Here is a 22878-nt window from a genome sequence, read left to right as displayed (position 1 = left end):
AAAGATCGCAGCCTTCGGTAGCTCCTACAGGGTACGCATTTCAGGTAGGAGCTGCCGGAGGCTGCGATCTTTTGATCTTCTACATCTGCGTCGCCATCCCCTCCACATTCATCGCGGCCTGGCGCAACGCCTCGGAGCGAGTCGGGTGTGGGTGACAGGTCAGGGCGATGTCCTCGGCAGAAGCGCTGAATTCCATCGCCACACAAAACTCGCCAATCATTTCGCTCACACTCGGGCCGACCAGGTGCACGCCGAGCACTTCATCCGTGCGCTCATCAGCAAGGACTTTGGCAAAACCATCAGTCTCGTGGTTGATCTTCGCCCGGCTGTTGGCGGTGAACGGAAACTTGCCGACCTTGTAGGCGCGGCCCTCAGCTTTGAGCTGCTCTTCAGTCTTGCCGACGCTGGCCAGCTCCGGTTTGGTGTAGATCACGTTGGGGATCAGGTCGTAATTGACCTCGCCGGCCTTGCCGTGGATCTGCTCGACGCAGGCCATGGCTTCGTCTTCAGCCTTGTGCGCGAGCATCGGCCCGGACGTGACGTCGCCGATCACCCAGACCCCCGGGGCTTCGGTGCGATGTTGTTTGTTGGCGAGCATGCCGCGCTTGTCGGTGCTCAGGCCGACGTTCTCCAGGCCCAGGCCTTGGGTGTAGGGGCGGCGACCGATGGCCACCAGCACGTAATCCGCTTCCAGTAACTCAGCCGTGCCGCCCGCGGCCGGTTCGACGCTGAGTTGTACGCTGTTGGCCGAAGTGGTGGCGCTGGTGACTTTCGAGCTCAATTTGAACTCGATGCCTTGCTTGCTGAGTGAGCGTTGCAGGGTTTTACCGGCCTCGCTATCGACGCCGGGGCAGATGCGGTCGAGGTATTCGACCACGGTGACCTGCGCGCCGAGACGGCGCCACACCGAACCTAATTCGAGGCCGATCACGCCGGCGCCGATCACCACCAGATGCCTAGGCACTTCGCTCAGTGACAACGCGCCGGTCGAATCGAGAATGCGCTGGTTGTCGATCTCGACCCCGGGCAGGGGCGTGGGCTCGGAACCGGTAGCAATGATGATGTCCTTGGCGGTCAGCTCGATCTTGCTGCCCTGATCGCCTGTCACGGTGACCTTGCCCGGGCCGTCGATGTGGCCCCAGCCTTTGATCCAGTCGACCTTGTTCTTGCGAAACAGAAACTCGATGCCTTTGGTCAGGCCGGTAACGCTTTCGTCTTTCTGCTTCATCATCTGCGCGAGATTGAGCGTCGGTTTGACCTCGATGCCGAGATTGGCGAATTCCGCACCCATGGCCGCATCGTAAAGCTCGGAGGCGTGCAGCAAGGCTTTGGACGGCATGCAACCGACGTTCAAGCAGGTGCCGCCGAGCGTCGCGCGACCTTCAACGCAGGCAGCCTTGAGGCCCAACTGGCCAGCGCGGATGGCCGCGTTATAGCCACCGGGGCCGCCGCCCAGAATCACTACGTCATAGTTGCTCATGCGCTTACTCCTGGTTGAGGGATGCGGATCGCTAACGGTAGTTCTTGAGTAAAATTACGAGCGTAATATGTGCGATCCCGAACATTTCGGTCAAGGCTTCAGGCAAGCGACAGCTTGGGCGTTCTTAGATAAGCGCAATTTGTGGACGAATATTTCACGTATTTCGTTATATCGTAACGATATGAGATGAGAGCCGATGGCGTTGGGGTGATATGCAGGTCGATCTGGAGGTTGATGGCACGCAAGTGGCCGGATTGCCGCGCTTTCAGCAGGCGGTTACGCAGGGCCGCCGATTGCGACGGCTGGCAATTTCGTTGGGGGGATTGGCCGGGGCAGGGTGGGTGCTGGCGTTTTTTGTCGCACTGTTTGCGCCGCAATCGTTGTGGGTTCCGCTACTGATCAACCAGAGCGCGGCGTTGCTGGTGCTGGTTGCCGGGTTGCAATCGGCTTGGTGGGTGACGCGATGGCGGGCACGAGTGATCAATCCTGTCGTACCGAATCCTGCGCCGATGGAGCAGCCTGGCGCGCCGGATGGCTGGTACGAACGGCTGCTGGATCGACTGAGTCAACGCAGCCTGCACCTACTAAGTCTGATCGGTGCGGCGACGTTATGGCTGGGCGCTTGGGCAGTGCTGGTGGTGATCAGCATTGAGCAGGTGTGGAACCTTGCCTTACCGCCCGCCGCTGTTGGGGCGTCTGCCACCGTCGGCGCGGCATTGGCCCTGTTGTTGGCGTTTGGTTTGCTGGTGCTGGAGCGGCAATTGGCTCAGCAAACCCCGGCGCAATGGCCTGAAGCGAGTTCGCTGGCGCAACTGTCGCGAGTCGCGATCATCAGCCTGTTGGTGGGGGCGCTGTGTTTGTTGTTCGCCAGCGAGACCGCCCTATGGCCGGTTCGCCTTGCAGTGCTGATCGGCATCTTGCCGGGATTGGTCGCGATTGAGTTGCTATTGCGTGCCGTTCTTTCGATATTCAGCCCGCGCCGCGATCAGCTTGAACCGACGCTACTGGCGCGCAGTTTTGTCGCCGACCTGCTGCGTTGGCCGCCTCAACCACTGCTCGCGCTGCAGCACGAATTGCACAACCGCTTCGGCATCGATCTGCGCCAGATCTGGGCGTTCAGTTACATGCGTCGTGCGTTTCTTCCGGTGTTGGCACTGGTCGCGGCGTTCGGCTGGTTGCTGACCGGTATCCACGAAATTCCCCTGCAAGGTCGTGGCATCTACGAACGTTTCGGCAAACCGGTGCAGGTGTTCGGCCCCGGTTTGCACGCCGGTTTGCCATGGCCACTGGGTCGAGTGTTGAACGTCGAAAACGGCGTGGTCCATGAACTGGCGACCAGCGTCGGCGAAAACCCGGCACCGCTGCAATTCGATCCCGCCGAAGGCCCAGCACCGATTACAGCAAATCGCCTGTGGGACGCCAGTCATGTGAACGATAAATCCCAAGTCATCGCCAGCAGTCGGGGCGAGCAACAGAGCTTTCAAATCGTCAACATGGACGTGCGCTTCGTCTACCGCATCGGTCTGAGTGATCAGGCAGCGCTGGCTGCAACCTACAACAGCGCCGACGTGCCGACTCTCATCCGCAGCACCGCCAGCCGAATTCTCGTCCACGACTTTGCCTCACGCACCCTCGACGGTTTGCTCGGTGCGGACAGGGTAGGGCTGGCGGAAGAGATCGGCCGTGCGGTGCAAAATGATCTGCAAACACTCGACAGTGGCGTGGAGATTCTCGCCACGGTGGTTGAGGCGATTCACCCGCCGGCCGGCGCCGCGAACGCCTATCACAGTGTGCAAGCGGCGCAGATCGGTGCGCAGGCGTTGATCTCCCGCGAGCGCGGTGCTGCTGCCGAAGCGAGCAACCAGGCGCAGTTGCAAGCCAGCCTTGCTCGCGATCAGGCCAGCGCCAACGCCCGCGAAATCGGCGCAGCCGCACAGGCCGCTGATTTGAAATTCAGTGCCGAACAAAAAGCCTACGCCAGCGCCGGCCAGGCATTTGTGCTGGAGCAGTACCTCAGTCAGCTCAGCCAAGGCCTGAGTAAAGCCAAATTGCTGATCCTCGACCATCGCCTGGGCGGCAGCAGTAACGCGCCGACCATCGACTTGCGCACGTTCACGCTGCCGGCTGACCCGACGCCCGCGCGTACCACCGCTCAGCCAGGAGTTGCCCATTGAGCCAGTCGCATACACACGATCATCATGACCACGGCGGCCACGATCACGGCCACGGCGGGCATCACCATCATCACGGTCACCACCACCACGGTGCGCCGGAGGAGGCGGGGCCATTCCCCTGGCGGCGTATGGGTTGGGCGGCGTTGCTGGTGGCGTTCGCCATCGCCGCAGCGAGTCTGGTGCAAGTGCGCTCCGGTGAAGCGACTGTCATTACCCGTTTCGGTAACCCGTCGCGAGTTCTGCTCGAGCCGGGGTTGAGCTGGCGCTGGCCGGCGCCGTTCGAAGCGGCGATCCCGGTGGACTTGCGCCTGCGCACCACCTCCAGCGGTTTGCAGGATGTTGGCACCCGCGACGGTTTGCGCATCATCGTCCAGGCTTACGTTGCCTGGCAGGTGCAGGGTGACCCGGACAATGTGCAGCGCTTCATGCGTGCGGTGCAGAACCAACCCGACGAAGCGGCGCGGCAGATTCGCACGTTTGTCGGCTCTGCCCTGGAGACCACCGCCAGCAGTTTCGACTTGGCCAACTTGGTGAACACCGATGCCAGTCAGGTGCGGATTGCCGATTTCGAAGCACAACTACGTCAGCAGCTCGATCAGCAATTGCTCGCCACTTATGGCGTGCGCGTGGTGCAGGTCGGTATCGAACGGCTGACGCTGCCCTCAGTGACACTCACTGCCACGGTTGATCGCATGCGCGCCGAGCGTGAAACAATTGCCACCGAACGCACTGCAATCGGCAAGCGTGAAGCGGCGCAAATTCGCTCTGCCGCCGAACGCGATGCGCGGATTGTGCAGGCGGATGCCACAGTGAAAGCCGCCGATATCGAAGCGCAATCTCGCGTTGAGGCCGCGCAGATTTATGGTCGCGCCTACGCGGGTTCGCCGCAGCTGTACAACCTGCTGCGCTCACTGGATACCCTCGGCACCATCGTCACCCCAGACACCAAACTGATCCTGCGCACCGATGCCGCGCCGTTCCGCGTGCTGGTCGATGGCCCGCCAAATCTCGACAGCAAATCCGGATCGCAGCCATGAATGAAGAAGTTCCACGTGGAACACATTCGTTGAGCAGTCCGTGGATTCAGGCGGGACGCTTGGCATTTTTTGCCTTGTACGCGGTGACGGTGTTGGCCGCATTGGCCTGGGCGTTTTCCAATGTGCGGCAGATTGATCCGCAGAATCGCGCCGTGGTTTTGCACTTTGGTGCGCTGGATCGCATCCAGAACGCCGGCCTGTTATTGGCCTGGCCACAGCCGTTCGAGCAGGTAGTTCTGCTGCCAGCGGCGGATCGTGTGATCGAGCGTCGAGTGGAGAATCTGCTGCGCAGTGACGAAGCGCTGAAAGCTGAACGGGTCGCTTCATTCGCCACACCGATCAGCGATGCGTTGGCCGGATCTGGTTATTTATTGACCGGTGATGCCGGTGTGGTGCAGCTGGATGTGCGGGTGTTTTACAAGGTCACTGACCCCTATGACTTTGTGCTTCAGGGCGAGCATGTGGTGCCGGCGCTGGATCGTTTGGTCACGCGCAGCGCCGTGGCACTGACGGCCGCTCGGGATCTGGACACCATTCTGGTTGCCCGACCGGAACTGATCGGCGCCGACAATCAGGCCGCCGAGCGCCGCGAAAGACTGCGTGGCGATCTGGTGCAAGGCATCAATAAACGTTTGTCCGAACTGAAGGCGAGCGGTCAGGGCATCGGTGTCGAAGTGACGCGGGTCGATGTGCAATCGAGTCTGCCCGATCCTGCCGTCAGTGCCTTCAACGCCGTTTTGACCGCCAGCCAGCAAGCCGACAAAGCCGTAGCCAACGCGCGCACCGATGCCGAGAAACTCACCCAGACCGCCAACGAACAAGCTGACCGCACGCTGCAAGTCGCCCACGCTCAGGCGGGTGAGCGCTTGGCCAAAGCATCTGCCGACACTGCGACGGTGTTGCGCCTGGCCAAAGCCCAACAACAAGGCACCGACCCGCAATTGCTCTTGCGTCTGTACCGCGAACGCATGCCGAAGATCCTCGGCCAAGCCGGATCGGTGACCACAGTCGATCCGAAAGACGATTCCCGCCTGATCATTCAGGGAGCCAGTCAATGAGCGCGACCACCCCAGCACCGAGCCTGTTGTCCTCGGCCGAACAACGTCGTGCGGCGAGGCAATTGACCTCGGCGATGCTCGCCCTGGGCTTGCTTGGCCTCGGCTTGATCTGGCGTTGGCTGGCGCCGGAGCAAACCGGTGTCAGCCAGTTGCTGCTCGGTTTTGCTTCTTTATTAGTGGCGGTGCCGGTGATGCGTTCGGCGTGGTACAGCCTGCGTTATCCAAGTCTGCACGGCATCACTGATCAACTCATTGCTTTGGCGATGCTCGGCGCTTGGGCGACGGGTGATCTGCTGACTGCGGCTTTGCTGCCGATCATCATGATCTTCGGTCATGTGCTGGAGGAGCGCAGCGTCATTGGTTCCCAAGAAGCGATTCATGCACTCGGCCAATTGACCCGCAGCCATGCACGAAAGATTCAGGCTGACGGCTCGATCATTGAAGTGGACAACGGCATGCTGAAACCGGGCGATACCGTTGAGGTGCGTGCCGGCGATCGGGTGCCGGCTGACGGTCGAGTTCTCTCTGGCCAGGCCAGCCTCGACACCGCTTCTATTACTGGAGAGTCGGTTCCGGTAGAAGCTGCAGTGGGCATGACGGTGTTCGGCGGCGCGATCAATCTAGACGGCCTGCTGCGAATCGAAGTGAGCCGCACCGGAGACGAATCGACGCTCGGCAAAGTTATCGCTCTGATGCAAAACGCCGAACGTTCCAAACCGCCAATCACTCGATTGCTTGAACGCTATGCCGGCAGTTACATGGTGCTGGTGTTGCTGCTGGCGGCGGTCACCTGGTTCATCACCAACAACGCGCAAGCGATGCTTGCGGTGTTGGTGGCGGCGTGCCCTTGCGCCTTGGTGTTGTCGGCGCCAGCCACGGCGATTGCCGGTGTAGCGGTTGCGGCGCGGCATGGGATTCTGATCCGCAGTTCGGCGTTCCTCGAAGAACTGGCCGACCTCACATCGCTGGTGGTCGACAAGACCGGCACTCTGACTTACGGCACCTTGCGCTTGCAGTCGATCAACAGTTCGCGCGCGGATCAATCGACGGTCATGGCGCTCGCCGCCAGCCTCGGCGCGGCGAGCAGTCACCCGGTCAGTCGGGCACTGGCAGGCTTGGTCAGTCAGGAAAGCTATCTGCCGCTGAGCGAAATCCACGAGCGGCAGGGACTCGGTATCGTCGCAATGACCGCGCAGGGCGAAGCAGCGCTTGGTCGGCCAGAGTTGTTCGCCCAATTGAAAATCGCCACGACGAGTATTCCCGAGCATGACGGCCCCATTGCCGGCCTGGCCCTGAACGGTGAATTTCTCGCTTGGCTGTTGTTGGCCGACAGCGTCAAACCGGAAGCCCGGTTTGCTCTCAATGAATTGCGCGAACTGGGCCTCGGGCGGCAACTGTTGCTGACTGGCGACCGACAAAGTGTCGCCCAGACATTGGCGCAAGAAGTCGGCTTGCACGAGGTACAAGCCCAGGCCTTGCCCGAGGACAAACTCAATCGCGTACTCAAGGAAATCGACAACGGCTTCCGGCCTATGGTGGTCGGTGACGGCATCAACGATTCGCTGGCACTTAAGGCGGGCGTAGTCGGTGTGGCGATGGGTGCGGGCGGGGCAGACATCGCCTTGGCGTCGGCGGACATCGTTCTGATAGGCAGCGACCTGCGCCGGCTCGGCACTTGCGTGCGGCTGAGTCGTCAGTGTCGTCGCACCTTGCAGGTTAACGTGATCATCGGTCTGGGCTGGACGCTGGCCATCGTGGTATTCGCCGCGTTCGGCTGGTTGGGCGCCGCCGGGGCGATGATCGCCGCGTTGTTGCATAACCTCAGTACGTTGCTGGTACTGGGCAACGCTGGGCGTTTGCTGCGTTTTCAGGAGCCGCTGCTCAAGCTCAAGGAATAAATCTGAATATTTTTTCTGACACCTCTGTAACGCCGTCGGGACCGCTCTCTCTAGTGCTATGTCGTGACTGAACACACCGTCCAGCCGACACACCTGATGATTACCGAGGATAAGAAAAATGACTATCAAGACCGCTGCTGCTGGTGCCGCTCTCGCTTTGGCTGCCGCTACCCTGTTTGCCGGTGTCGCAACCAACGCGATGGCCGCTGATGCCAACGTTCACTGCTACGGCGTGACTGCCTGCAAAGGCCAGAACGACTGCAAAACCAAAGACCACGCTTGCAAAGGCTTGGGCTCCTGCAAAGGCCAGGGTTTCAAAGCCATGACTCAAGCGGCTTGCGAAAAAGCAGGTGGCAAGGTCGGCGAATAACTGGCCGGCAAGTGCCGCCGCAGTGGCTCACGCCACTGCGGCCACTTTTAATCAGGAGTCTGCACATGTCCGCCTCTGTTCCCTTCCTCGGCTACGGCTTGGGATTGCGTAGCGCTTATTACCAGCAGATCCTCGAACAGTCGCCGGACGTGGACTGGTTTGAAGTGGTCTCCGAAAATTTCATGGTGCAGGGCGGCAAAGCCCTGTATTACCTGGACGCCATCGCCGAGCGCTATCCGCTGGTGATGCATGGCGTTTCCCTCTCCATCGGCGGGCCGCATGCCCTCGATGCGGACTATCTGAAACAACTCAAGCAACTGGCCGAACGGGTCAACCCGGCGTGGATCTCCGATCACTTGTGCTGGAGCCGCGGCAACGCCCATCAGTTGCACGATTTGCTGCCTCTGCCTTACACCCAAGAAAGTCTTGAGTACATTGCCCAGCGAGTGCGCCACGTTCAGGATGTTTTGCAGCGTCCGTTGGTGCTGGAGAACGTCTCCAGCTATGTCCGAGCCGCTTCAGATGATTTCACTGAATGGGAGTTTCTTGCTGCCCTGAGCCGGGAAAGCGGCTGCCAGTTGCTGCTGGACGTCAACAATGTCTACGTCAGCTCACGCAATCACGGCTTCGATCCGTGGACATTCATTCAAAGCCTGCCGGCGGACAAGTTGCGTCAACTGCACCTGGCGGGCCATAGCGATTACGGCGATTACGTCATCGATACCCATGACCAACCAGTGAGCGACCCCGTCTGGGCGCTGTATCAACGTACATTGGAGCACTTCGGGCCGGTGGCTACTTTGCTGGAACGTGATGATCATTTTCCGCCTTTTGAAGAGTTGCTCGATGAACTGCAGAAAGCCCGGCAGTCAGGTGACACGGTTCTGGCCGGGAGACAGCAATGCGCCTGAAAGAATGGCAATCTGCATTTGAGTCGTTTTTGCTGGATGAGGGGGCAACAGCCCATGCGCTATTGAGCACCAGCCTGATCGGCGGGCCGACACTGGATGTCGGCACCGGTCTGGCGATCTATCACAACGCCTATCTAGCGCGGTTACTGGAGGTGTTGCGCAACGATTTTCCAGCCATCTGGCACTGGATGGGCGACGAGGAATTTGACGCGCTCGCTACCGCGTACCTGCGCCAATTCCCGTCTGCGCATTACAGTCTGCGTTGGCTGGGCAAAGGCTTCGAAGGGTTTATTCGCGAGCATCTGGTGCCTGAGCAAAGTGCTCCTTTGGCTGAAATGGCAGTAGTCGAATGGGCATTCACGTTGGCTTTCGATGCGCCAGCGGGTGAGCCGTTAACCCTCGAAACAATGACGACACTGTCCGCGCAAGAATGGCCAGCGCTGCGAGTCAAACAGGCGTCTTGCGTTCAGTGGCTGGAATGCCGGTTCAATAGCTTTGCCCTGTGGCGCTCAGTCAAGGAAGAAACCGATTTCCCTCCCAGCCAGCCACTTCAAATCCCCCAGATCTACCTGATCTGGCGCAACGGTCTGAGCTGTCATTACCGCAGTCTGGAATCTGCCGAAGCCAATGCCCTGAATGGCTTGGTAAACGAAGGTTGGAGTTTCGCCGAACTGTGCGCCGAGTTAGCAGTCATCTATGGAGAGGGCGCTCCACTTCAGGCCGTGACCTGGTTGAAACAGTGGGTGCAGGAGGGCCTGCTAGAGCGTCTGCAACGATAGATAAGGCTAATTAAATCGATAGCCTGCTAATTTTCCAGGATGGTCTACCCTCAGATTGGACGTCTGAAACATGGGGGATTTTCCATGCTCGTGCAACTTCCACCGGCCTTACAGAACCTGCAGCTTCCGCTTCGCCTGCGGCTCTGGGACGGCCACGAGTACAATCTGGGCCCGGCGCCCAGTGTCACCATCGTGGTCAAGGACCCGCAGATGGTCAGCCAGTTCACCCATCCAAGCCTGAACGCGCTGGGGGCGGCGTTCGTTGAAGGCAAGCTTGAACTGGAGGGCTCGATCAGCGAGGTCATCCGGGTCTGCGACGAACTGAGCAACGCTTTGCTCAATGAAGACGAAGACAATCAGCCTGTGCGGACCTTGCACGACAAGGAAACCGACGCCAAAGCCATTTCCTACCACTACGACCTGTCCAACGCGTTCTACCAGCTCTGGCTGGACAGCGACATGGCGTATTCCTGTGCCTATTTCGAGACTGGCAGCGAGTCGCTCGAACAGGCGCAGCAAGCCAAATTCCGTCATCTGTGCCGCAAGCTGCGTTTGCAGCCGGGCGATTATCTGCTGGATGTCGGTTGTGGCTGGGGCGGATTGGCGCGTTACGCTGCGCGGGAATTCGGTGCCAAGGTCTTCGGCATCACACTGAGCAAGGAACAACTCGAACTGGCGCGCGAGCGCGTCAAGGCCGAAGGTCTGGAAGACCAGATCGAACTGCAATTGCTCGACTACCGCGATCTGCCGCAGGACGGCCGTTTCGATAAAGTCGTCAGCGTCGGCATGTTTGAACACGTTGGCCACGCCAACTTGGCCGAGTACTGCAAGACCCTGTTCGGCGCGGTGAAGGAGGGCGGTCTGGTGATGAACCATGGGATTACCGCCAAGCACATCGATGGCCGTCCGGTCGGGCGTGGCGCCGGGGAGTTCATCGAGAAATACGTATTCCCCAACGGTGAGTTGCCGCATCTGTCGATGATTTCCGCCGAGATCAGCGAAGTAGGCCTGGAGATTGTCGACGTCGAAAGTCTGCGCCTGCATTACGCCCGTACGCTGGATCACTGGAGTGAGCGGCTGGAGGACAACCTCGAAGCGGCCGGCAAACTGGTGCCCGATCAGGCGCTACGGATCTGGCGGCTGTACTTGGCCGGTTGTGCTTACGCGTTCGCGCACGGCTGGATCAATCTGCACCAGATCCTTGCGGTGAAAGCACACGCCGATGGCAGCCATGAACTGCCATGGACACGCGACGATATCTACCATCCTTGATGGTTTTTCAGAGAATCGGCGAGATCAGCCGGGCGATCCGCATGCCGACCTGTTGCAGGCGGTGGACCTCCCGGCTTTCTTCTTTGGCGATCTCGTAGGCTTGCTCGAAATCCTGTTTGAGCATGTGTTCCACGCTGGCAGCGAAGTCGCTGTCGACGGTCAGCAGCATCACTTCGAAATTCAGCCGGAACGAACGATTGTCCAGATTGGCGCTGCCGATCGCGCTGATCTCGCTGTCGATCAACACCACTTTCTGATGCAGGAAACCGTGCTCGTAACGGAACACCCTCACGCCTGCACGCACAGCCTCAAAGGCATATAGGCTGGACGCGGCGTAGACGATGCGGTGATCGGGGCGCGACGGCAGCAACAGGCGCACATCGACACCGCGCAACACCGCCAGACGCAACGCCGCAAACACGGCTTCATCCGGAATGAAGTAAGGGCTGGTGATCCACACCCGCTCTGTCGCTGCGTGAATGGCTTCGACAAAGAACAGCGAACAGGTTTCGTAGGCGTCTGCAGGGCCAGTGGCGAGCAATTGGCAGAGCACGCCGTCGTCCGGGTATTCGTCCGGCAGGATCAGCGGCGGCAACGTGCGCGCGGCCCAGAACCAGTCTTCGGCAAAGGATTCCTGCATGCACGCTACTACCGGGCCGCGCACTTTTACGTGAGTGTCGCGCCACGGTGCCAGCGGCGGTTTCTCGCCCATGTATTCATCGCCGACGTTGTGCCCGCCGACAAACCCGACTACGCCATCGACCACGACGATTTTGCGGTGATTGCGGAAGTTGACCTGGAAGCGATTGAGCCAGCCGCTGCGCGTGGCGAACGCTTTGACCTCGACGCCGCCATCACGCAGCGCCTGCACATAACTGTGGGGCAGGGCGTGGCTGCCGATACGGTCGTAGAGCAGGTGAATCGTCACGCCTTCGGCAGCTTTCTTCAGCAACAAGTCACGCAGGCGTTGGCCAAGGCGATCGTCATGGATGATGAAGAACTGGATCAGCACTGCTTCCTTCGCTTGATCGATGGCCTGGAAAATCGCGTTGAACGTCTCGGTGCCGTTCACCAGCAACTGGACTTCGTTGTTCGCCAGACACGGCATGCGCCCCAGTTTCGGCATCGCACGCAAGGAAGCGTAGGCATTCGAGGCGCGCGCGGTCAGGGCTTCTTCCACCCACGGGCGCCAGTTCAGCTCGGAAATGGCCAGGCGCATCTGCTCGTTGGCCTGGCGGCGCGCCTTGATGTAGCCATCGAAGGTGCTGCGACCGAACACCAGGTACGGAATAAGCGTCAGGTATGGAATGAAGATCAGCGACAATGCCCAGGCGATCGAGCCTTGAGCCGTGCGCACCGTCAGCACCGCATGTATGGCAGCGATCAAGCCGAGGGTGTGTATCAGGGCGATCAAATAACCGAAAATGTGCGGTCCAAAATAATCCATGGGGCAGCCTTGCTCCGCAAGATTTTGATGCCTTAACAGACCATGTTCTGTGGCGAATGTCGCTATTTAATTGGCGCATGAACCGAAGCAATCGGCCGACGTCTAACGGCCACTACTGATCAGGAGTTTCTCGATGAACGTTCGTCTGCTGGGTTTGGCGTTGGGCCTGGGTTTGGCATTGCCGGTGATTGCGCAGGCGCAAATGCTGCAGCCGGGGTTGTGGGAAATGACGTCGAGTAATGTGAAAGTCGATGACCAGCCAATGGATGTGCAATCGATCCTGGGTCAGCTTCAAGGCCAGATGACGCCGCAGCAACGGGCGGCGCTGGAGAAAAACGGCATCAATATCGGCGGCAAGGGCATCCGCGCCTGCCTGACTCCACAGCAAGTGGCGACCAATGATATTCCGTTGGCCGATCCACAATCGGGCTGTAAACAGCAGATTACCGAGCGCAGCGGTAACCAGTGGAAATTCCGCTTCAGTTGCCCGAAAGCTCAGGGTACCGGTGTGGCGACGTTCCTCAGTGATCGTGAGTTCACCACGGTTGCCAACGGTACGTTCAATGCCATTGGCATCAACCAGAAGGGCAGCCTGGAAACCCGTGCAGTGTGGCTGGGACAGGATTGCGGCACGGTCAAACCAAGAGCTTGAAAGCTTCGCGAGCAGGCTCGCTCCCACCGGTAGTGCGCTGTACTTGTGGGAGCGAGCCTGCTCGCGAAGGCATCAGCGCATAAACCGCAGCGGCAATCCCCGACACCCCTCATTCACCTGGCCCTCGTGCCAGGCAATCTGCCCTGACACCAACGTCGTCCTTACCCGATGCCGAAAGCTTCGACCGGCAAACGGCGTCCATCCACACTGCGACAGAACCGGTTGCCGCGACACATCCAGCATCTCTGGTTTAACCAATACCAGATCCGCCCAATACCCCTCACGCAGATAACCCCGATCCGGAATCGCAAACAGATCCGCCACTCGGTGGCTGATCTTCGCCACCAGCGTGGTGATCGGCAGCACACCCTCCGCCACGAGTTCCAGCAACGCCGGCAGGGCGTGCTGCACCAACGGCAACCCCGAAGGCGCTTCGGCATAGGGACGCTGCTTTTCGTCCCACGTATGGGGGGCATGATCACTGCCGATCACATCCAGTCGATTGCTGTTTAACGCTTCACGCAATGCATCGCGGTCGGCCTGAGTCTTGATCGCCGGATTGCATTTGATCAGGTTGCCGAGGCTTGAGTAGTCGCGATCATCGAACAACAAATGGTGCAGGCAGACCTCGGCAGTGATGCGTTTTTGCGCCAGGGGTTTGTCCTCGAACAGTTCCAGTTCACGGGCGGTAGTCAGATGTAAAACATGCAGGCGCGTGCCGTGACGTCTCGCCAGATCCACGGCCAGTGAGGAGGAGCGATAACACGCCTCGGCATTGCGAATCAGTGCATGAGCCGCAGGAGGCAGATGAATACCAAACCGCTCACGCAGGTTGGCCGCGTTGGCGTCGATACTCGGCGTGTGCTCGCAGTGGGCCAATAGAATCGTCGGTACCTCGGCGAACAGTCGTTCAAGAATCTTCGGATCATCCACCAGCATGTTGCCTGTAGACGCACCCATGAACACTTTGACCCCGGCCACTTCACAAGGATTGAGCGCGGCAACGGTGTCGAGATTGTCCTGGCTCACGCCAAAGTGAAAAGCGTAATTGGCCACCGAACTGATTGCCGCACGGCGCTTCTTATCCGCCAGCGCTTGGAGGGTGAGGGTGGCCGGATTGGTGTTGGGCATGTCCATGAAACTGGTGATGCCACCCGCGACCGCCGCGCGGGATTCGCTATGTATGCTGCCCTTGGCCGGTGCGCCGGGTTCGCGAAAATGCACTTGGTCATCGATCATGCCCGGCAGCAGCCATTGGCCGTTGGCGTCGATTTCCACGCGCGCGGTTTCACCTTCGATGCTGCGGGCAATCTTGACGATGCGGCCATTGCTGACCAGCAAATCTGCGTCGAACTCACGCCCCTCGTTGACCAGTCTGGCGTTGCGAATCAGCACGCTGCTCATGGTTCAGAACTCGTTCTGCAAGGCTTTGTAGCCGCGCACCAGATCGACGTTGGTCCGCGCCACATCTTCGGAAAACTCCGAAGCGCTGACGCTCACCGGCGGGAATAACGAAAGGTCGGTGTTCGGCCCGATCCGGGTAGTCGAGGGCACGTAGAACGCGTCCGGCAAATCACGGCCGTCGACCACCGAATTATGCCGCACCACGCAGCCGTCGCCGACCACGCAATTGAACAACACGCTGTTGAAGCCGATGAACACCCGGTCGCCGACCACGCAGGGGCCATGGACGATCGAGCGGTGGGCGATGGAGCTGAATTCGCCGATGGTCACCGCCGCACCGGATTTGGAGTGGATCACCACGCCGTCCTGGATATTCGAATTGGCGCCGATGGTGATCGGCTCCATGTTGCCCGAAGCGTCCACTTCGTCAGCGCGGATGACTGCGTAAGGACCGACGAAGACGTTTTCGCCAATCACTACTTTGCCGCAGATGATCGCGGTTTTATCGACATAGGCCGACTCGGCAATTTGCGGCAGATCGCCTGAAGGATTCTTGCGGATCATGGTTGGCTCAGCGCGTTGTAAAGGGTGTTGAGGTTGTATTCGAACAGCCCGGTGAAGGTGCTGGCCGGGCCGCTCGCGGCGAGGGCATCCGAGTAGAGCGTGCCGCCGATGTGGGCATCGCTCTCGTCGGCGATCTGTTTGAGCAGTCGTGCGTCCTTGATGTTTTCCATGAACACCGCTTTGACTTTGGCTTGGCGGATTTGGGTGATCAGCGCAGCGACTTCTGCAGCGGAAGGGTCGCGTTCTGTGGACAGTCCCTGCGGGGCTATGAAGTCGATGCCGTAAGCCTGACCGAGATAACCGAACGCATCGTGGCTGGTGACAATTTTGCGGTTGCCTGCTGGCAGCGATCCGAGCTTGGCCTTGGCTTCGGCGAGCAGGGCGTAGATTTGTTTCAGGTAGGTTTTACTGTTGCGCTCGTAGTCGGCCTTATTCGTCGGATCAGCGGCGACCAGTGCCTTGGTGATGTTGGCGACGTACAACTCGGCGTTGGCCAGATTGTGCCAGGCGTGCGGGTCGGGAATGGTTTCACCGTCCTCATCGAGTGAACGTGGAATCACGCCATGGCTGGCACTGATGACTGTGGCTTGGGTGTCGGTGCTGTTCACCAGGCGATCCAGCCACGGCTCGAAACCCAAGCCGTTCTTGATGATCAGTTTGGCTTTGAGCAGCGCTTTGGCGTCGTCCGGGGTCGGCTCATAGGTGTGAGCGTCAGCGTCAGGCCCGACCATGTTGATGATCTGAATATGCTCGCCGCCGACCTGATGAACCATGTCGGCGAGGATGCTGAAACTGGTGACCACCGGCATTTTCTCCGCCGCCGATAAGGACATCGACAGCATCAGACTGAACAGCACGAGTAGAGCGCGCATCGGGAAACACCTCATTGTGATGTGAGCAAAGGCGGGCGGCGCAGCAGGCCATGGACCGGCCCGAACACCACGGACAGCAGATAACCCGTGCCAGCGACCAGCACGATGGCCGGGCCGCTAGGGAGCGAGTAATAGAAAGAGACGAGCAAGCCGAACCACACCGAGACGCAACCGATGATCGCCGCGATGGCAATCAGGTTCGGCAATCGGCGGCTCCAGAATCGAGAAGCGGCAGCGGGCAGCATCATCAGGCCGACCACCATCAACGCGCCGATCGCCTGGAAACCGATCACCAGATTCAGCACAACCAGGGTCAGGAATACGCCGTGGGCGAGAGGACCGAGGCGGCTCACGGTTCTTAAAAACAATGGGTCGAGGGTGTCGAGCAATAGGGGTTTGTAGATCAGCATCATCGCGATCAGGCTGAATGCCGAGACCCACAACATGCCATTGAGGGTTGGTCCGTCGACGGCCAATGCCGAGCCGAACAGTAGATGCAAGAGGTCGAGGCGTTTGCCGGCGATGCCGAGAATCAACACGCCACTGGCCAGCGATATGGGATAGATCGCCGCGAGGCTGGCATCTTCGCGCAGGCCTGTGCGGCGGGTAATCCAGGCGGCGAGGCCGGCCATGCTCATACCTGCGGCGAGACCGCCAAAGGTCAACGCGGGCAGACTCAGCCCGGCGAACCAGAAGCCCAATGCGGCGCCGGGAAGGATGCCGTGGGCCACGGCGTCGCCGATCAGACTCATGCGCCGCAGGATCAGAAACACACCCAGTGGCGCGGTGCTGCAGGCCAATACCAGGCCCCCGAGGAGGGCGCGGCGCATGAAGAGGAACTCGGTGAACGGTTGCCAGAAGTGAGCGAAGGTGAGCATCAGGCCACCTGAGTGTGAGGTGACTGCTGGATGAGTTCTGCGCTGGCGCCAAATACGCAATCGCCGTTTTTAATTAACAGCGTTTTTGGGATGTGTTGGCGGACGGCGGCGAGGTCATGGCAAACCACGACCAATGTTCGACCTTCGCCATGCCATGCGTGGATGTGTTGCCATAGCAGCCGTTGGCCTAGCTCATCAAGTGCAGCATGGGGCTCGTCGAGCAGCAGCACAGGGGAGTCGGTCAGACTCAATCGAGCGAGCAGGGCACGTTGTAATTCTCCGCCGGACAGGGCCATCAGCGGACGATCTTCGAGTCCACTCAGGTGCCAGTTTTCCAGTGCCGCAGCGAGGCGTTGAGCGCGCAATTGCGTGGACAGTCGTCGTCCCCAGAAACCAGCGGCTACCAAATCTTGGAGACTGATGGGGAACTGGCGATCCAGATGCTGTTGCTGGGGGAGGAAGGACAATCCGCTTTGGCGTGGAACACTCAGGGTGACGTTGCCTGCCAATGGCTTTTGCAGTCCGGCGATGACTTTCAGCAGGCTGCTTTTGCCACAGCCGTTCGCCCCGATGATTGCCGTGAGACTACCGCTGTCGAGTTCGAGACTGAGGGGGGATGTCAGCGGTTGACCGGGTGCGCCCCAACTCAATGATTGGCAGCGAATCATGCGTGCTCCCGATGCCAATGGCTTTCAGCAACGGCATCGTGTGCGTGCAAGCTTTCGGCGTGGATCACCCGCAGATGAAAAGCACTGACGCCGGGGGAGCGACGCAGTGCCAGATTCAGTCGACGCGCGGCGTCCTCGCAGAACATCAGATTCTGTCCATTGGCGAGTGCGAAGGCTTGTTCGTCAGCGCGTTTTACCGCGGTTTGGACGGCTGTTCCGAGTGCTGCTTCGGCGTCATTGATGAGCGCACTCAGCGGCAACTCATCGATGAATTCATCTAGATGAACATGCAGTTGTGCGGTGCTGCGTTGGCTGTGGGGCGTGGCGATGATGCCCTGGGTCGAACCGAGCCAAGTTAAAACGTCGGCGTGTCGTAGCGGCTTGTTTGCGAAGTCGTCGATGAATTGTTGCTGGATCAATTGTCTTGCGAGGGCTGCAGAACAAGGGCACGTCGAAGAGTAGGGCACATCGATTTTGAGTTCCACGTGGAACATTTCGTTTTTCAGACTGGCTGAAATGGTCGCTTGATACGATTTCCAACCGGCCAAAGGACTGACCAGTGCAGGCCTTTTCAGCAGAATCTCTGTGTGGATATTCAGGTACGCGTTGTTGGATAAACCTTCATGGCTAACGACGAAACGCTGGAGTACGTAACGCAGCAAAGTAGGGCAAAGGTTGTCCCGCTCAAGGGTTTCCAGTGCCAGATACAGTCGTGACATATGAATGCCGCGAGCATCGCCGTCATCAAGGCTTACACCTGCATCGACTTTGGCATTCAGCCGTTGGCTCTCTAACAAGACTGGCAAAGCGATGCCGCGCATGCCCACCCATTCGAGTGTTAACGCTTGGCGCGCAGCCTGCGCAGCGATATCCGGAAGTGTCAGCGAATTCATGTTCGGGACCATCGTGTTGATTGAATTTGATGTTACATTATAACAATTCAAATCACGACGCATTTTTCATGAACAGGCTTTCATATTCACAGATGCCACTTGCTCAATCTGATCCTCGCCGCCGTGTTCGCTTTACCTTTCACTGTCTCAGCCGCAAAGACAAAGATCCGCAACGTGAGACTTTGGCGCTCGGCGACACGATGATTCGTTCGAACAATCAGGCACTTCCGATACTAGAGGTTCCACGTGAAACACCTGGGGATAGACTCATCCGAAGAGCGACATCGGCGACTGCGCGTTTCATGGCACAGCGAGAGAACGGTGCGGATCTGCTCGGTGCGACCAGTTTGCTAAATCTGAAGGACAAGGATCCGATGCTCGCCGGTGTGATTTTCGACATCTCAATGAACGCTACCATCGCCGTGAGTTTGCAACTGGGAAGTACGATTCTCCGCAGTCTGGCCGGCATCACCACACTGCATCAGAAGCGCGTGGAACAGCATTTCTACGCAATTTTCATCACATTTCCCAAGCGCTGCACTGATGGCAGCTTCTGACTCTTTATCTCTAAGGGGCAAGAGCAAGGCTGGCTAATTTATGTTGTTATACTATAACATTAATTTGAGCTAAGCCTGATTCAGCCGATTTCAAGCGTTTACCTTCTACGAACCGTCGTATGAAGCCCAGAACGTCACGCGCTACGCAAAAGTGCAGATCGGCTGCTACCTGAAGAGGATTACCCAATGTCAGCCGAACTGCCCGTCACCGTTCTTTCCGGATTTCTCGGCGCTGGAAAAAGTACACTTTTGAATTACGTACTACGTAATCGCAAGGGATTGCGCGTAGCGGTCATCGTCAACGATATGAGCGAGATCAACATTGATGGCAGCGAAGTTCAGCGCGATGTCAGCCTGAACCGCGCCCAAGAGAAACTCGTGGAAATGAGTAACGGTTGTATCTGCTGTACGTTACGCGAAGACTTGCTCGAAGAAGTCAGCAAGCTCGCTCGCGATGGTCGCTTCGATTACTTGCTGATCGAGTCCACCGGTATCTCCGAGCCACTGCCGGTGGCAGAGACCTTCACCTTTCGCGATGAACAGGGACAAAGCCTCGCCGACATCGCGCGCCTGGACACCATGGTCACTGTCGTCGACGGCGTGAATTTCCTGCTCGACTACCAGGCTGCCGAAAGCCTCGCCTCTCGCGGTGAAACCCTAGGCGAAGAGGACGAACGCTCCATCACCGATTTGCTGATCGAGCAGATCGAGTTTGCCGATGTACTGCTCATCAGCAAGATCGATCTGATCAGCCAACATGAGCGTGAAGAGCTGATCGCCATCCTCAAACGTCTCAACGCACACGCCGAAATCATCCCGATGGTGATGGGCGAAGTGCCGCTGGAAAAGATCCTCAACACCGGCCGTTTCGACTTCGAGAAAGCCGCGCAAGCGCCCGGTTGGTTGCAGGAATTGCGCGGCGAGCACGTCGCGGAAACCGAGGAGTACGGCATAGCTTCCACCGCCTACCGCGCGCGCCGGCCCTTTCACCCGCAGCGTTTCTTCAGCTTCATCGACCGCCCATGGCTGAACGGGAAATTGCTGCGCTCCAAAGGTTTTTTCTGGCTGGCGAGCAAGCCCACGGATGCAGGCAGTTGGTCGCAGGCCGGCGGTTTGATGCGCCACGGTTTTGCCGGACGCTGGTGGCGTTTCGTGCCGAAAAACCAGTGGCCGCAGGATCAGGAAAGTACCCAGGTGATCATGGAAAACTGGACGTCGAGTGTCGGAGATTGTCGTCAGGAACTGGTCTTCATCGGCCAAAACATCAATTTCCTACAGCTCTCTGCCGAACTGGATGGTTGTCTGCTGACCGACGATGAAATGGCGATCGGTGTTGAAGGCTGGCGATTGCTGCCGGATCCGTTCGGCCCTTGGCACGAAGAGGCCGCCTGATGCTCGCATTGAAACTCCAGCAAAACCGCACACGCCATCAGCATCAAGGCCCGACGCCCGAGGTGCTGACACGAATCCTTGAGGACGACACCAACCTCGCCGTCTGGCAGCGACAACTGCCGCTGCACATCGCCGATTTCGCTCACTTGCTGCTGTCACTCAACGAGCCTCTGGCCGAGTCGCTGTGCCTGCAGTTATCCGACGAGGAGGCAGAGCCGGATCTTACCGGGCTGGCCTTGGGGTTTCGCGATCTGCAAGGCTATGACGGCTTTATCGCTGATGTGAAATGGCTCGTGAGCGCCTTCGCGTGCCTGCTCGGCGCCCGGCGGATCGGCCTGCGCCTGCGGGTGTTGGATAAAGCCATGTGCCCACGCTTTCACGTCGATCATGTACCGGTGCGCCTGATCACCACCTACGCGGGAGTCGGCAGCCAGTGGCTCAGGGAAGGCGCAATGGATCGTCAGCAACTGGGCCAGGCCAATGCCGAGCCTCAGGAAGCAGGGCAGATCCAGCAGCTCAAAAGCGCTGATGTGGCGTTATTGAAAGGCGAAAAATGGCACGGCAATGAAGGCTTCGGCCTGATCCATCGCTCGCCGCAACTCGCTCACGATGAGCGTCGACTGATCCTGACCCTCGACTGGCTCGGCTAACGGCTAACGGCTAGCGGCTAGCGGCTCAAGGCTTGAGCCAAGCACCCTGGCTCTGGCCTTCGCAGTAAGGTTTCAGATACGCGGCATCGGTGGCAACGCCGTAATAGTGGATGTCTTGGCGATAGGGCATATTGGCGACTTGCGCGTTGCTGCACACGCCGAAAGCTCCGGTCGGGCATTGATTGACGTACTGCACGTCGACTTTCTGCCCGGCCAGTGTGGGCTGGCAAAAGCCGTCGTTGAACAGTTTTTCCGGGATGTTGCGGTTTTGCTGGCAGACTTTGACGTCGAGCCGCTCGCCCTGACTGTGCACCACGCAGGCCTGGGCCAACACTTCGCTCGACATCACCATCAACAGCAACGACCATCCCATACAACGCATCTTCAACCACCTCAGAAGCATTCCTCAGAAAATACCCACCATGTTGCAGAACATTCCTACTCATGTCATTGCAGGCCCGTTAGGCGCCGGCAAGACCAGCCTGATCCGCCATCTCATGGCGCAACGACCGGAAGGCGAGCGCTGGGCGGTGCTGATTAATGAGTTCGGCCAGATCGGCCTCGACGCCGCACTGCTGACCCGCGACGGCGATGGTATCGCACTGGGCGAAGTGGCCGGGGGCTGCTTGTGTTGCGTCAATGGCGCGCCGTTTCAGATCGGCCTCGGGCGGTTGCTGCGCAAGGCCAGGCCGGATCGGCTGTTTATCGAGCCATCCGGGTTGGGCCATCCGGCGCAATTACTCAAGCTACTGAGTGAAGCGCCATGGCAGGGCGTACTCGCCATACAGCCGTGTGTGCTGGTGTTAGATGCCCAGTCGCTCAACGCGGGGAAAGCGCTGCCGGCTGCGCAACAGCAAGCGATGGCCAGCGCCGGCTTGTTGTTGCTTAACAAGGCTGAAAACCTGGATGAGGTCGCTCTACAGAAAATATCCAGTCAGTTGCCACCCGTCAGGCTGATCTGGACGCAACAGGCGCAACTGTCCTTGAGCGAACTGCCAGGTCTGGCCATTCAAGCGGTGGCGGGTGTGGATAACTGGGTCGTGCCCAAAGGATTGGCGCAGATGCCGACGGTCTGGAGCGATCCGACGCAACCCATTTGCCTGAGTCAGGCGCAGGAGGGCGGTTGGAGTATCGGATGGCGCTGGCATCCGAGCCAGCAGTTAGACATGCATCGAATGGCCGTTTGGCTTGAAAGCCTTGTGTGGGCAAGGGCCAAACTGGTTATCCACAGCGCGGAGGGCTGGGTTTCGGCGAATGCGCTGGATAGCTCAACGCTGAACTGGACAGCCAGCGAATGGCGTAAGGACTCGCGGATCGAGCTGATCTTCGCCGATCCGCAAAATATCGACCAATTACAGGCAGGACTGGCGCAGTGCCGGATTCAGGCAGGCTGACTCACGGCTTCCACTTGGTATGTTCCTGCCGCCACTGATTGAGCTCGATCACTTCAGCCCGAGGCTTATGCACCTCAACCACTGGCGGCGTGTCGTCGAATGGGGCCGGGTAGGGCGCCAGTTCGATCTGCGCGCTATGGGCGCCGAATTGGGTGATGGTGCCGTTGTGTCGGGTTTCGCCGGTCACGGTGAATTCGAAGTTATAGACCCGCTCCAGGCGTCGCCGACCATTGGCATCCTTGATCAAACCAATTTTCTTCAACGCGACGTTACCGTCCAGCAGCTCGACGCCGACGTTGGTGCAATGCTGTTTGACCCGCTCCAGCGCCCGCTCGCGCAAGCCGTGGTTGTGCCAAAGCCAAGCGCCGGCAGCGGCGAACAGCATCAACACGAAGATGTTTTCGAGGGTCAGCATCAACAAGGGACTCCAAAAGATAGCGTCAGCTTAACTGCGTCGCCGGTCTGTCGTACAGGCTGCGTTTCGTCGCATACTGCGCGGCTTGAATTTCAATCGTTTTACGGAAAACC

General features: G+C 59.1%; 22 protein-coding genes and 1 pseudogene. 13 read left to right on the top strand and 10 right to left on the bottom strand.

The genetic code is table 11. The features are described 5' to 3' along the window. Positions 1 to 79: 79 nt before the first annotated feature. Positions 80 to 1480, bottom strand: coding sequence for a dihydrolipoyl dehydrogenase (gene lpdA, locus ACA043_RS29460; RefSeq protein ID WP_497658372.1), 1401 nt, complete (start codon positions 1478 to 1480; stop codon positions 80 to 82). 212 nt (positions 1481 to 1692) lie between these two features. Here lpdA and hflK (ACA043_RS29455) point away from each other — a divergent pair, with 212 nt between their 5' ends. The 8 genes from hflK (ACA043_RS29455) to cfaB all read left to right on the top strand — a co-directional run bounded on the left by hflK (ACA043_RS29455) (position 1693) and on the right by cfaB (position 10979). Next, on the top strand, positions 1693 to 3654 hold the full coding sequence (gene hflK / locus ACA043_RS29455; RefSeq protein ID WP_497658371.1) for a protease modulator HflK: 1962 nt from the start codon (positions 1693 to 1695) through the stop codon (positions 3652 to 3654). Next, positions 3651 to 4691: a protease modulator HflC gene (hflC, locus tag ACA043_RS29450; RefSeq protein WP_497658370.1), complete on the top strand. Its 1041-nt coding sequence runs from the start codon at positions 3651 to 3653 to the stop codon at positions 4689 to 4691. The genes hflK (ACA043_RS29455) and hflC overlap by 4 nt, the downstream gene beginning before the upstream one ends. Continuing rightward, the gene (gene hflK / locus ACA043_RS29445; protein ID WP_497658369.1) at positions 4688 to 5749 is read left to right on the top strand and encodes a protease modulator HflK; all 1062 of its coding nucleotides are present in this window, start codon (positions 4688 to 4690) and stop codon (positions 5747 to 5749) included. Before hflC ends, hflK (ACA043_RS29445) begins: the two co-directional genes overlap by 4 nt. Next, a complete protein-coding gene (locus ACA043_RS29440; RefSeq protein ID WP_497658368.1) occupies positions 5746 to 7647 on the top strand; it encodes a heavy metal translocating P-type ATPase in 1902 nt (633 codons plus the stop codon). Before hflK (ACA043_RS29445) ends, ACA043_RS29440 begins: the two co-directional genes overlap by 4 nt. A 118-nt stretch (positions 7648 to 7765) precedes the next feature. Next, positions 7766 to 8017: a BufA2 family periplasmic bufferin-type metallophore gene (gene bufA2 / locus ACA043_RS29435; RefSeq protein ID WP_401266721.1), complete on the top strand. Its 252-nt coding sequence runs from the start codon at positions 7766 to 7768 to the stop codon at positions 8015 to 8017. 65 nt (positions 8018 to 8082) lie between these two features. Continuing rightward, the gene (bufB, locus tag ACA043_RS29430) at positions 8083 to 8928 is read left to right on the top strand and encodes an MNIO family bufferin maturase (RefSeq protein ID WP_187677202.1); all 846 of its coding nucleotides are present in this window, start codon (positions 8083 to 8085) and stop codon (positions 8926 to 8928) included. Beyond that, positions 8919 to 9707 (top strand): HvfC/BufC family peptide modification chaperone, encoded by a 789-nt coding sequence (locus ACA043_RS29425; protein ID WP_497658367.1) that lies wholly within the window; start codon positions 8919 to 8921, stop codon positions 9705 to 9707. The genes bufB and ACA043_RS29425 overlap by 10 nt, the downstream gene beginning before the upstream one ends. A gap of 84 nt (positions 9708 to 9791) precedes the next feature. Continuing rightward, entirely contained in the window at positions 9792 to 10979 is a 1188-nt protein-coding gene (cfaB, locus tag ACA043_RS29420) for a C17 cyclopropane fatty acid synthase CfaB (protein WP_497658366.1), read from the top strand. Between the two features lie 7 nt (positions 10980 to 10986). Here cfaB and cls read toward each other — a convergent pair whose 3' ends face one another. Next, entirely contained in the window at positions 10987 to 12426 is a 1440-nt protein-coding gene (gene cls / locus ACA043_RS29415; RefSeq protein WP_497658365.1) for a cardiolipin synthase, read from the bottom strand. Between the two features lie 133 nt (positions 12427 to 12559). On the opposite strand from cls, the gene ACA043_RS29410 reads away from it, so the two are divergent. Continuing rightward, positions 12560 to 13078: a DUF3617 domain-containing protein gene (locus ACA043_RS29410; protein ID WP_187677198.1), complete on the top strand. Its 519-nt coding sequence runs from the start codon at positions 12560 to 12562 to the stop codon at positions 13076 to 13078. Positions 13079 to 13150: 72 nt separating this feature from the next. Here ACA043_RS29410 and ACA043_RS29405 read toward each other — a convergent pair whose 3' ends face one another. Genes ACA043_RS29405 through folE2 form a run of 6 tightly spaced genes read right to left on the bottom strand, consistent with a single transcriptional unit; the run spans position 13151 to position 18357 of the window. Then, entirely contained in the window at positions 13151 to 14482 is a 1332-nt protein-coding gene (locus tag ACA043_RS29405; protein ID WP_497658364.1) for a dihydroorotase, read from the bottom strand. Positions 14483 to 14485: 3 nt separating this feature from the next. Beyond that, positions 14486 to 15046, bottom strand: a complete 561-nt coding sequence (locus ACA043_RS29400; RefSeq protein ID WP_187677196.1) for a gamma carbonic anhydrase family protein — start codon at positions 15044 to 15046, stop codon at positions 14486 to 14488. Further along, a complete protein-coding gene (locus ACA043_RS29395; protein WP_497658363.1) occupies positions 15043 to 15918 on the bottom strand; it encodes a metal ABC transporter substrate-binding protein in 876 nt (291 codons plus the stop codon). The genes ACA043_RS29400 and ACA043_RS29395 overlap by 4 nt, the downstream gene beginning before the upstream one ends. Before the next feature lie 11 nt (positions 15919 to 15929). Continuing rightward, entirely contained in the window at positions 15930 to 16796 is an 867-nt protein-coding gene (locus ACA043_RS29390) for a metal ABC transporter permease (RefSeq protein ID WP_497658362.1), read from the bottom strand. Next, positions 16796 to 17464: a metal ABC transporter ATP-binding protein gene (locus ACA043_RS29385; RefSeq protein WP_187677193.1), complete on the bottom strand. Its 669-nt coding sequence runs from the start codon at positions 17462 to 17464 to the stop codon at positions 16796 to 16798. The genes ACA043_RS29390 and ACA043_RS29385 overlap by 1 nt, the downstream gene beginning before the upstream one ends. Further along, positions 17461 to 18357, bottom strand: a complete 897-nt coding sequence (folE2, locus tag ACA043_RS29380; RefSeq protein WP_497658361.1) for a GTP cyclohydrolase FolE2 — start codon at positions 18355 to 18357, stop codon at positions 17461 to 17463. The genes ACA043_RS29385 and folE2 overlap by 4 nt, the downstream gene beginning before the upstream one ends. 278 nt (positions 18358 to 18635) lie before the next feature. Between folE2 and ACA043_RS29375 the strand changes: the two are divergent. The 3 genes and pseudogenes from ACA043_RS29375 to ACA043_RS29365 all read left to right on the top strand — a co-directional run. Further along, positions 18636 to 18872 (top strand): annotated as a pseudogene (locus ACA043_RS29375) (N-acetylmuramoyl-L-alanine amidase); the annotation flags it as partial. A gap of 228 nt (positions 18873 to 19100) precedes the next feature. Continuing rightward, positions 19101 to 20306 (top strand): zinc metallochaperone GTPase ZigA, encoded by a 1206-nt coding sequence (gene zigA / locus ACA043_RS29370; protein ID WP_497658360.1) that lies wholly within the window; start codon positions 19101 to 19103, stop codon positions 20304 to 20306. Next, a complete protein-coding gene (locus tag ACA043_RS29365) occupies positions 20306 to 20956 on the top strand; it encodes a DUF1826 domain-containing protein (RefSeq protein WP_497658359.1) in 651 nt (216 codons plus the stop codon). The genes zigA and ACA043_RS29365 overlap by 1 nt, the downstream gene beginning before the upstream one ends. Positions 20957 to 20981: 25 nt before the next feature. Here ACA043_RS29365 and ACA043_RS29360 read toward each other — a convergent pair whose 3' ends face one another. Further along, a complete protein-coding gene (locus tag ACA043_RS29360) occupies positions 20982 to 21338 on the bottom strand; it encodes an NADH:ubiquinone oxidoreductase (protein WP_489880187.1) in 357 nt (118 codons plus the stop codon). Positions 21339 to 21378: 40 nt separating this feature from the next. Between ACA043_RS29360 and ACA043_RS29355 the strand changes: the two genes are divergently transcribed. Continuing rightward, positions 21379 to 22350 carry a CobW family GTP-binding protein gene (locus ACA043_RS29355; RefSeq protein WP_497658358.1) on the top strand — a complete coding sequence of 324 codons (972 nt, stop codon included), beginning with the start codon at positions 21379 to 21381 and terminating at the stop codon, positions 22348 to 22350. 1 nt (position 22351) lies between these two features. On the opposite strand, the gene ACA043_RS29350 is transcribed toward ACA043_RS29355, so the two are convergent. After that, a complete protein-coding gene (locus tag ACA043_RS29350; RefSeq protein ID WP_497658357.1) occupies positions 22352 to 22765 on the bottom strand; it encodes a DUF3301 domain-containing protein in 414 nt (137 codons plus the stop codon). Positions 22766 to 22878: the final 113 nt, after the last annotated feature.

The organism is Pseudomonas sp. LBUM1648 (genome assembly GCF_059716145.1).
The sequence above is the reverse complement of the archived record's forward strand: the minus strand, read 5'-3'. Positions and strand labels throughout refer to the sequence as shown.

Coding starts and splice junctions, on each gene's coding strand:
- ACA043_RS29360 (WP_489880187.1), bottom strand. CDS start 21,338: ATGCGTTGTATGGGATGGTCGTTGCTGTTGATGGTGATGTCGAGCGAA.
- bufB (WP_187677202.1), top strand. CDS start 8,083: ATGTCCGCCTCTGTTCCCTTCCTCGGCTACGGCTTGGGATTGCGTAGC.
- hflK (WP_497658371.1), top strand. CDS start 1,693: ATGCAGGTCGATCTGGAGGTTGATGGCACGCAAGTGGCCGGATTGCCG.
- ACA043_RS29365 (WP_497658359.1), top strand. CDS start 20,306: ATGCTCGCATTGAAACTCCAGCAAAACCGCACACGCCATCAGCATCAA.
- ACA043_RS29350 (WP_497658357.1), bottom strand. CDS start 22,765: ATGCTGACCCTCGAAAACATCTTCGTGTTGATGCTGTTCGCCGCTGCC.
- ACA043_RS29395 (WP_497658363.1), bottom strand. CDS start 15,918: ATGCGCGCTCTACTCGTGCTGTTCAGTCTGATGCTGTCGATGTCCTTA.
- cls (WP_497658365.1), bottom strand. CDS start 12,426: ATGGATTATTTTGGACCGCACATTTTCGGTTATTTGATCGCCCTGATA.
- ACA043_RS29425 (WP_497658367.1), top strand. CDS start 8,919: ATGCGCCTGAAAGAATGGCAATCTGCATTTGAGTCGTTTTTGCTGGAT.
- cfaB (WP_497658366.1), top strand. CDS start 9,792: ATGCTCGTGCAACTTCCACCGGCCTTACAGAACCTGCAGCTTCCGCTT.
- lpdA (WP_497658372.1), bottom strand. CDS start 1,480: ATGAGCAACTATGACGTAGTGATTCTGGGCGGCGGCCCCGGTGGCTAT.
- ACA043_RS29410 (WP_187677198.1), top strand. CDS start 12,560: ATGAACGTTCGTCTGCTGGGTTTGGCGTTGGGCCTGGGTTTGGCATTG.
- zigA (WP_497658360.1), top strand. CDS start 19,101: ATGTCAGCCGAACTGCCCGTCACCGTTCTTTCCGGATTTCTCGGCGCT.
- ACA043_RS29355 (WP_497658358.1), top strand. CDS start 21,379: ATGTTGCAGAACATTCCTACTCATGTCATTGCAGGCCCGTTAGGCGCC.
- folE2 (WP_497658361.1), bottom strand. CDS start 18,357: ATGAATTCGCTGACACTTCCGGATATCGCTGCGCAGGCTGCGCGCCAA.
- ACA043_RS29400 (WP_187677196.1), bottom strand. CDS start 15,046: ATGATCCGCAAGAATCCTTCAGGCGATCTGCCGCAAATTGCCGAGTCG.
- bufA2 (WP_401266721.1), top strand. CDS start 7,766: ATGACTATCAAGACCGCTGCTGCTGGTGCCGCTCTCGCTTTGGCTGCC.
- ACA043_RS29385 (WP_187677193.1), bottom strand. CDS start 17,464: ATGATTCGCTGCCAATCATTGAGTTGGGGCGCACCCGGTCAACCGCTG.
- hflK (WP_497658369.1), top strand. CDS start 4,688: ATGAATGAAGAAGTTCCACGTGGAACACATTCGTTGAGCAGTCCGTGG.
- ACA043_RS29405 (WP_497658364.1), bottom strand. CDS start 14,482: ATGAGCAGCGTGCTGATTCGCAACGCCAGACTGGTCAACGAGGGGCGT.
- ACA043_RS29440 (WP_497658368.1), top strand. CDS start 5,746: ATGAGCGCGACCACCCCAGCACCGAGCCTGTTGTCCTCGGCCGAACAA.
- ACA043_RS29390 (WP_497658362.1), bottom strand. CDS start 16,796: ATGCTCACCTTCGCTCACTTCTGGCAACCGTTCACCGAGTTCCTCTTC.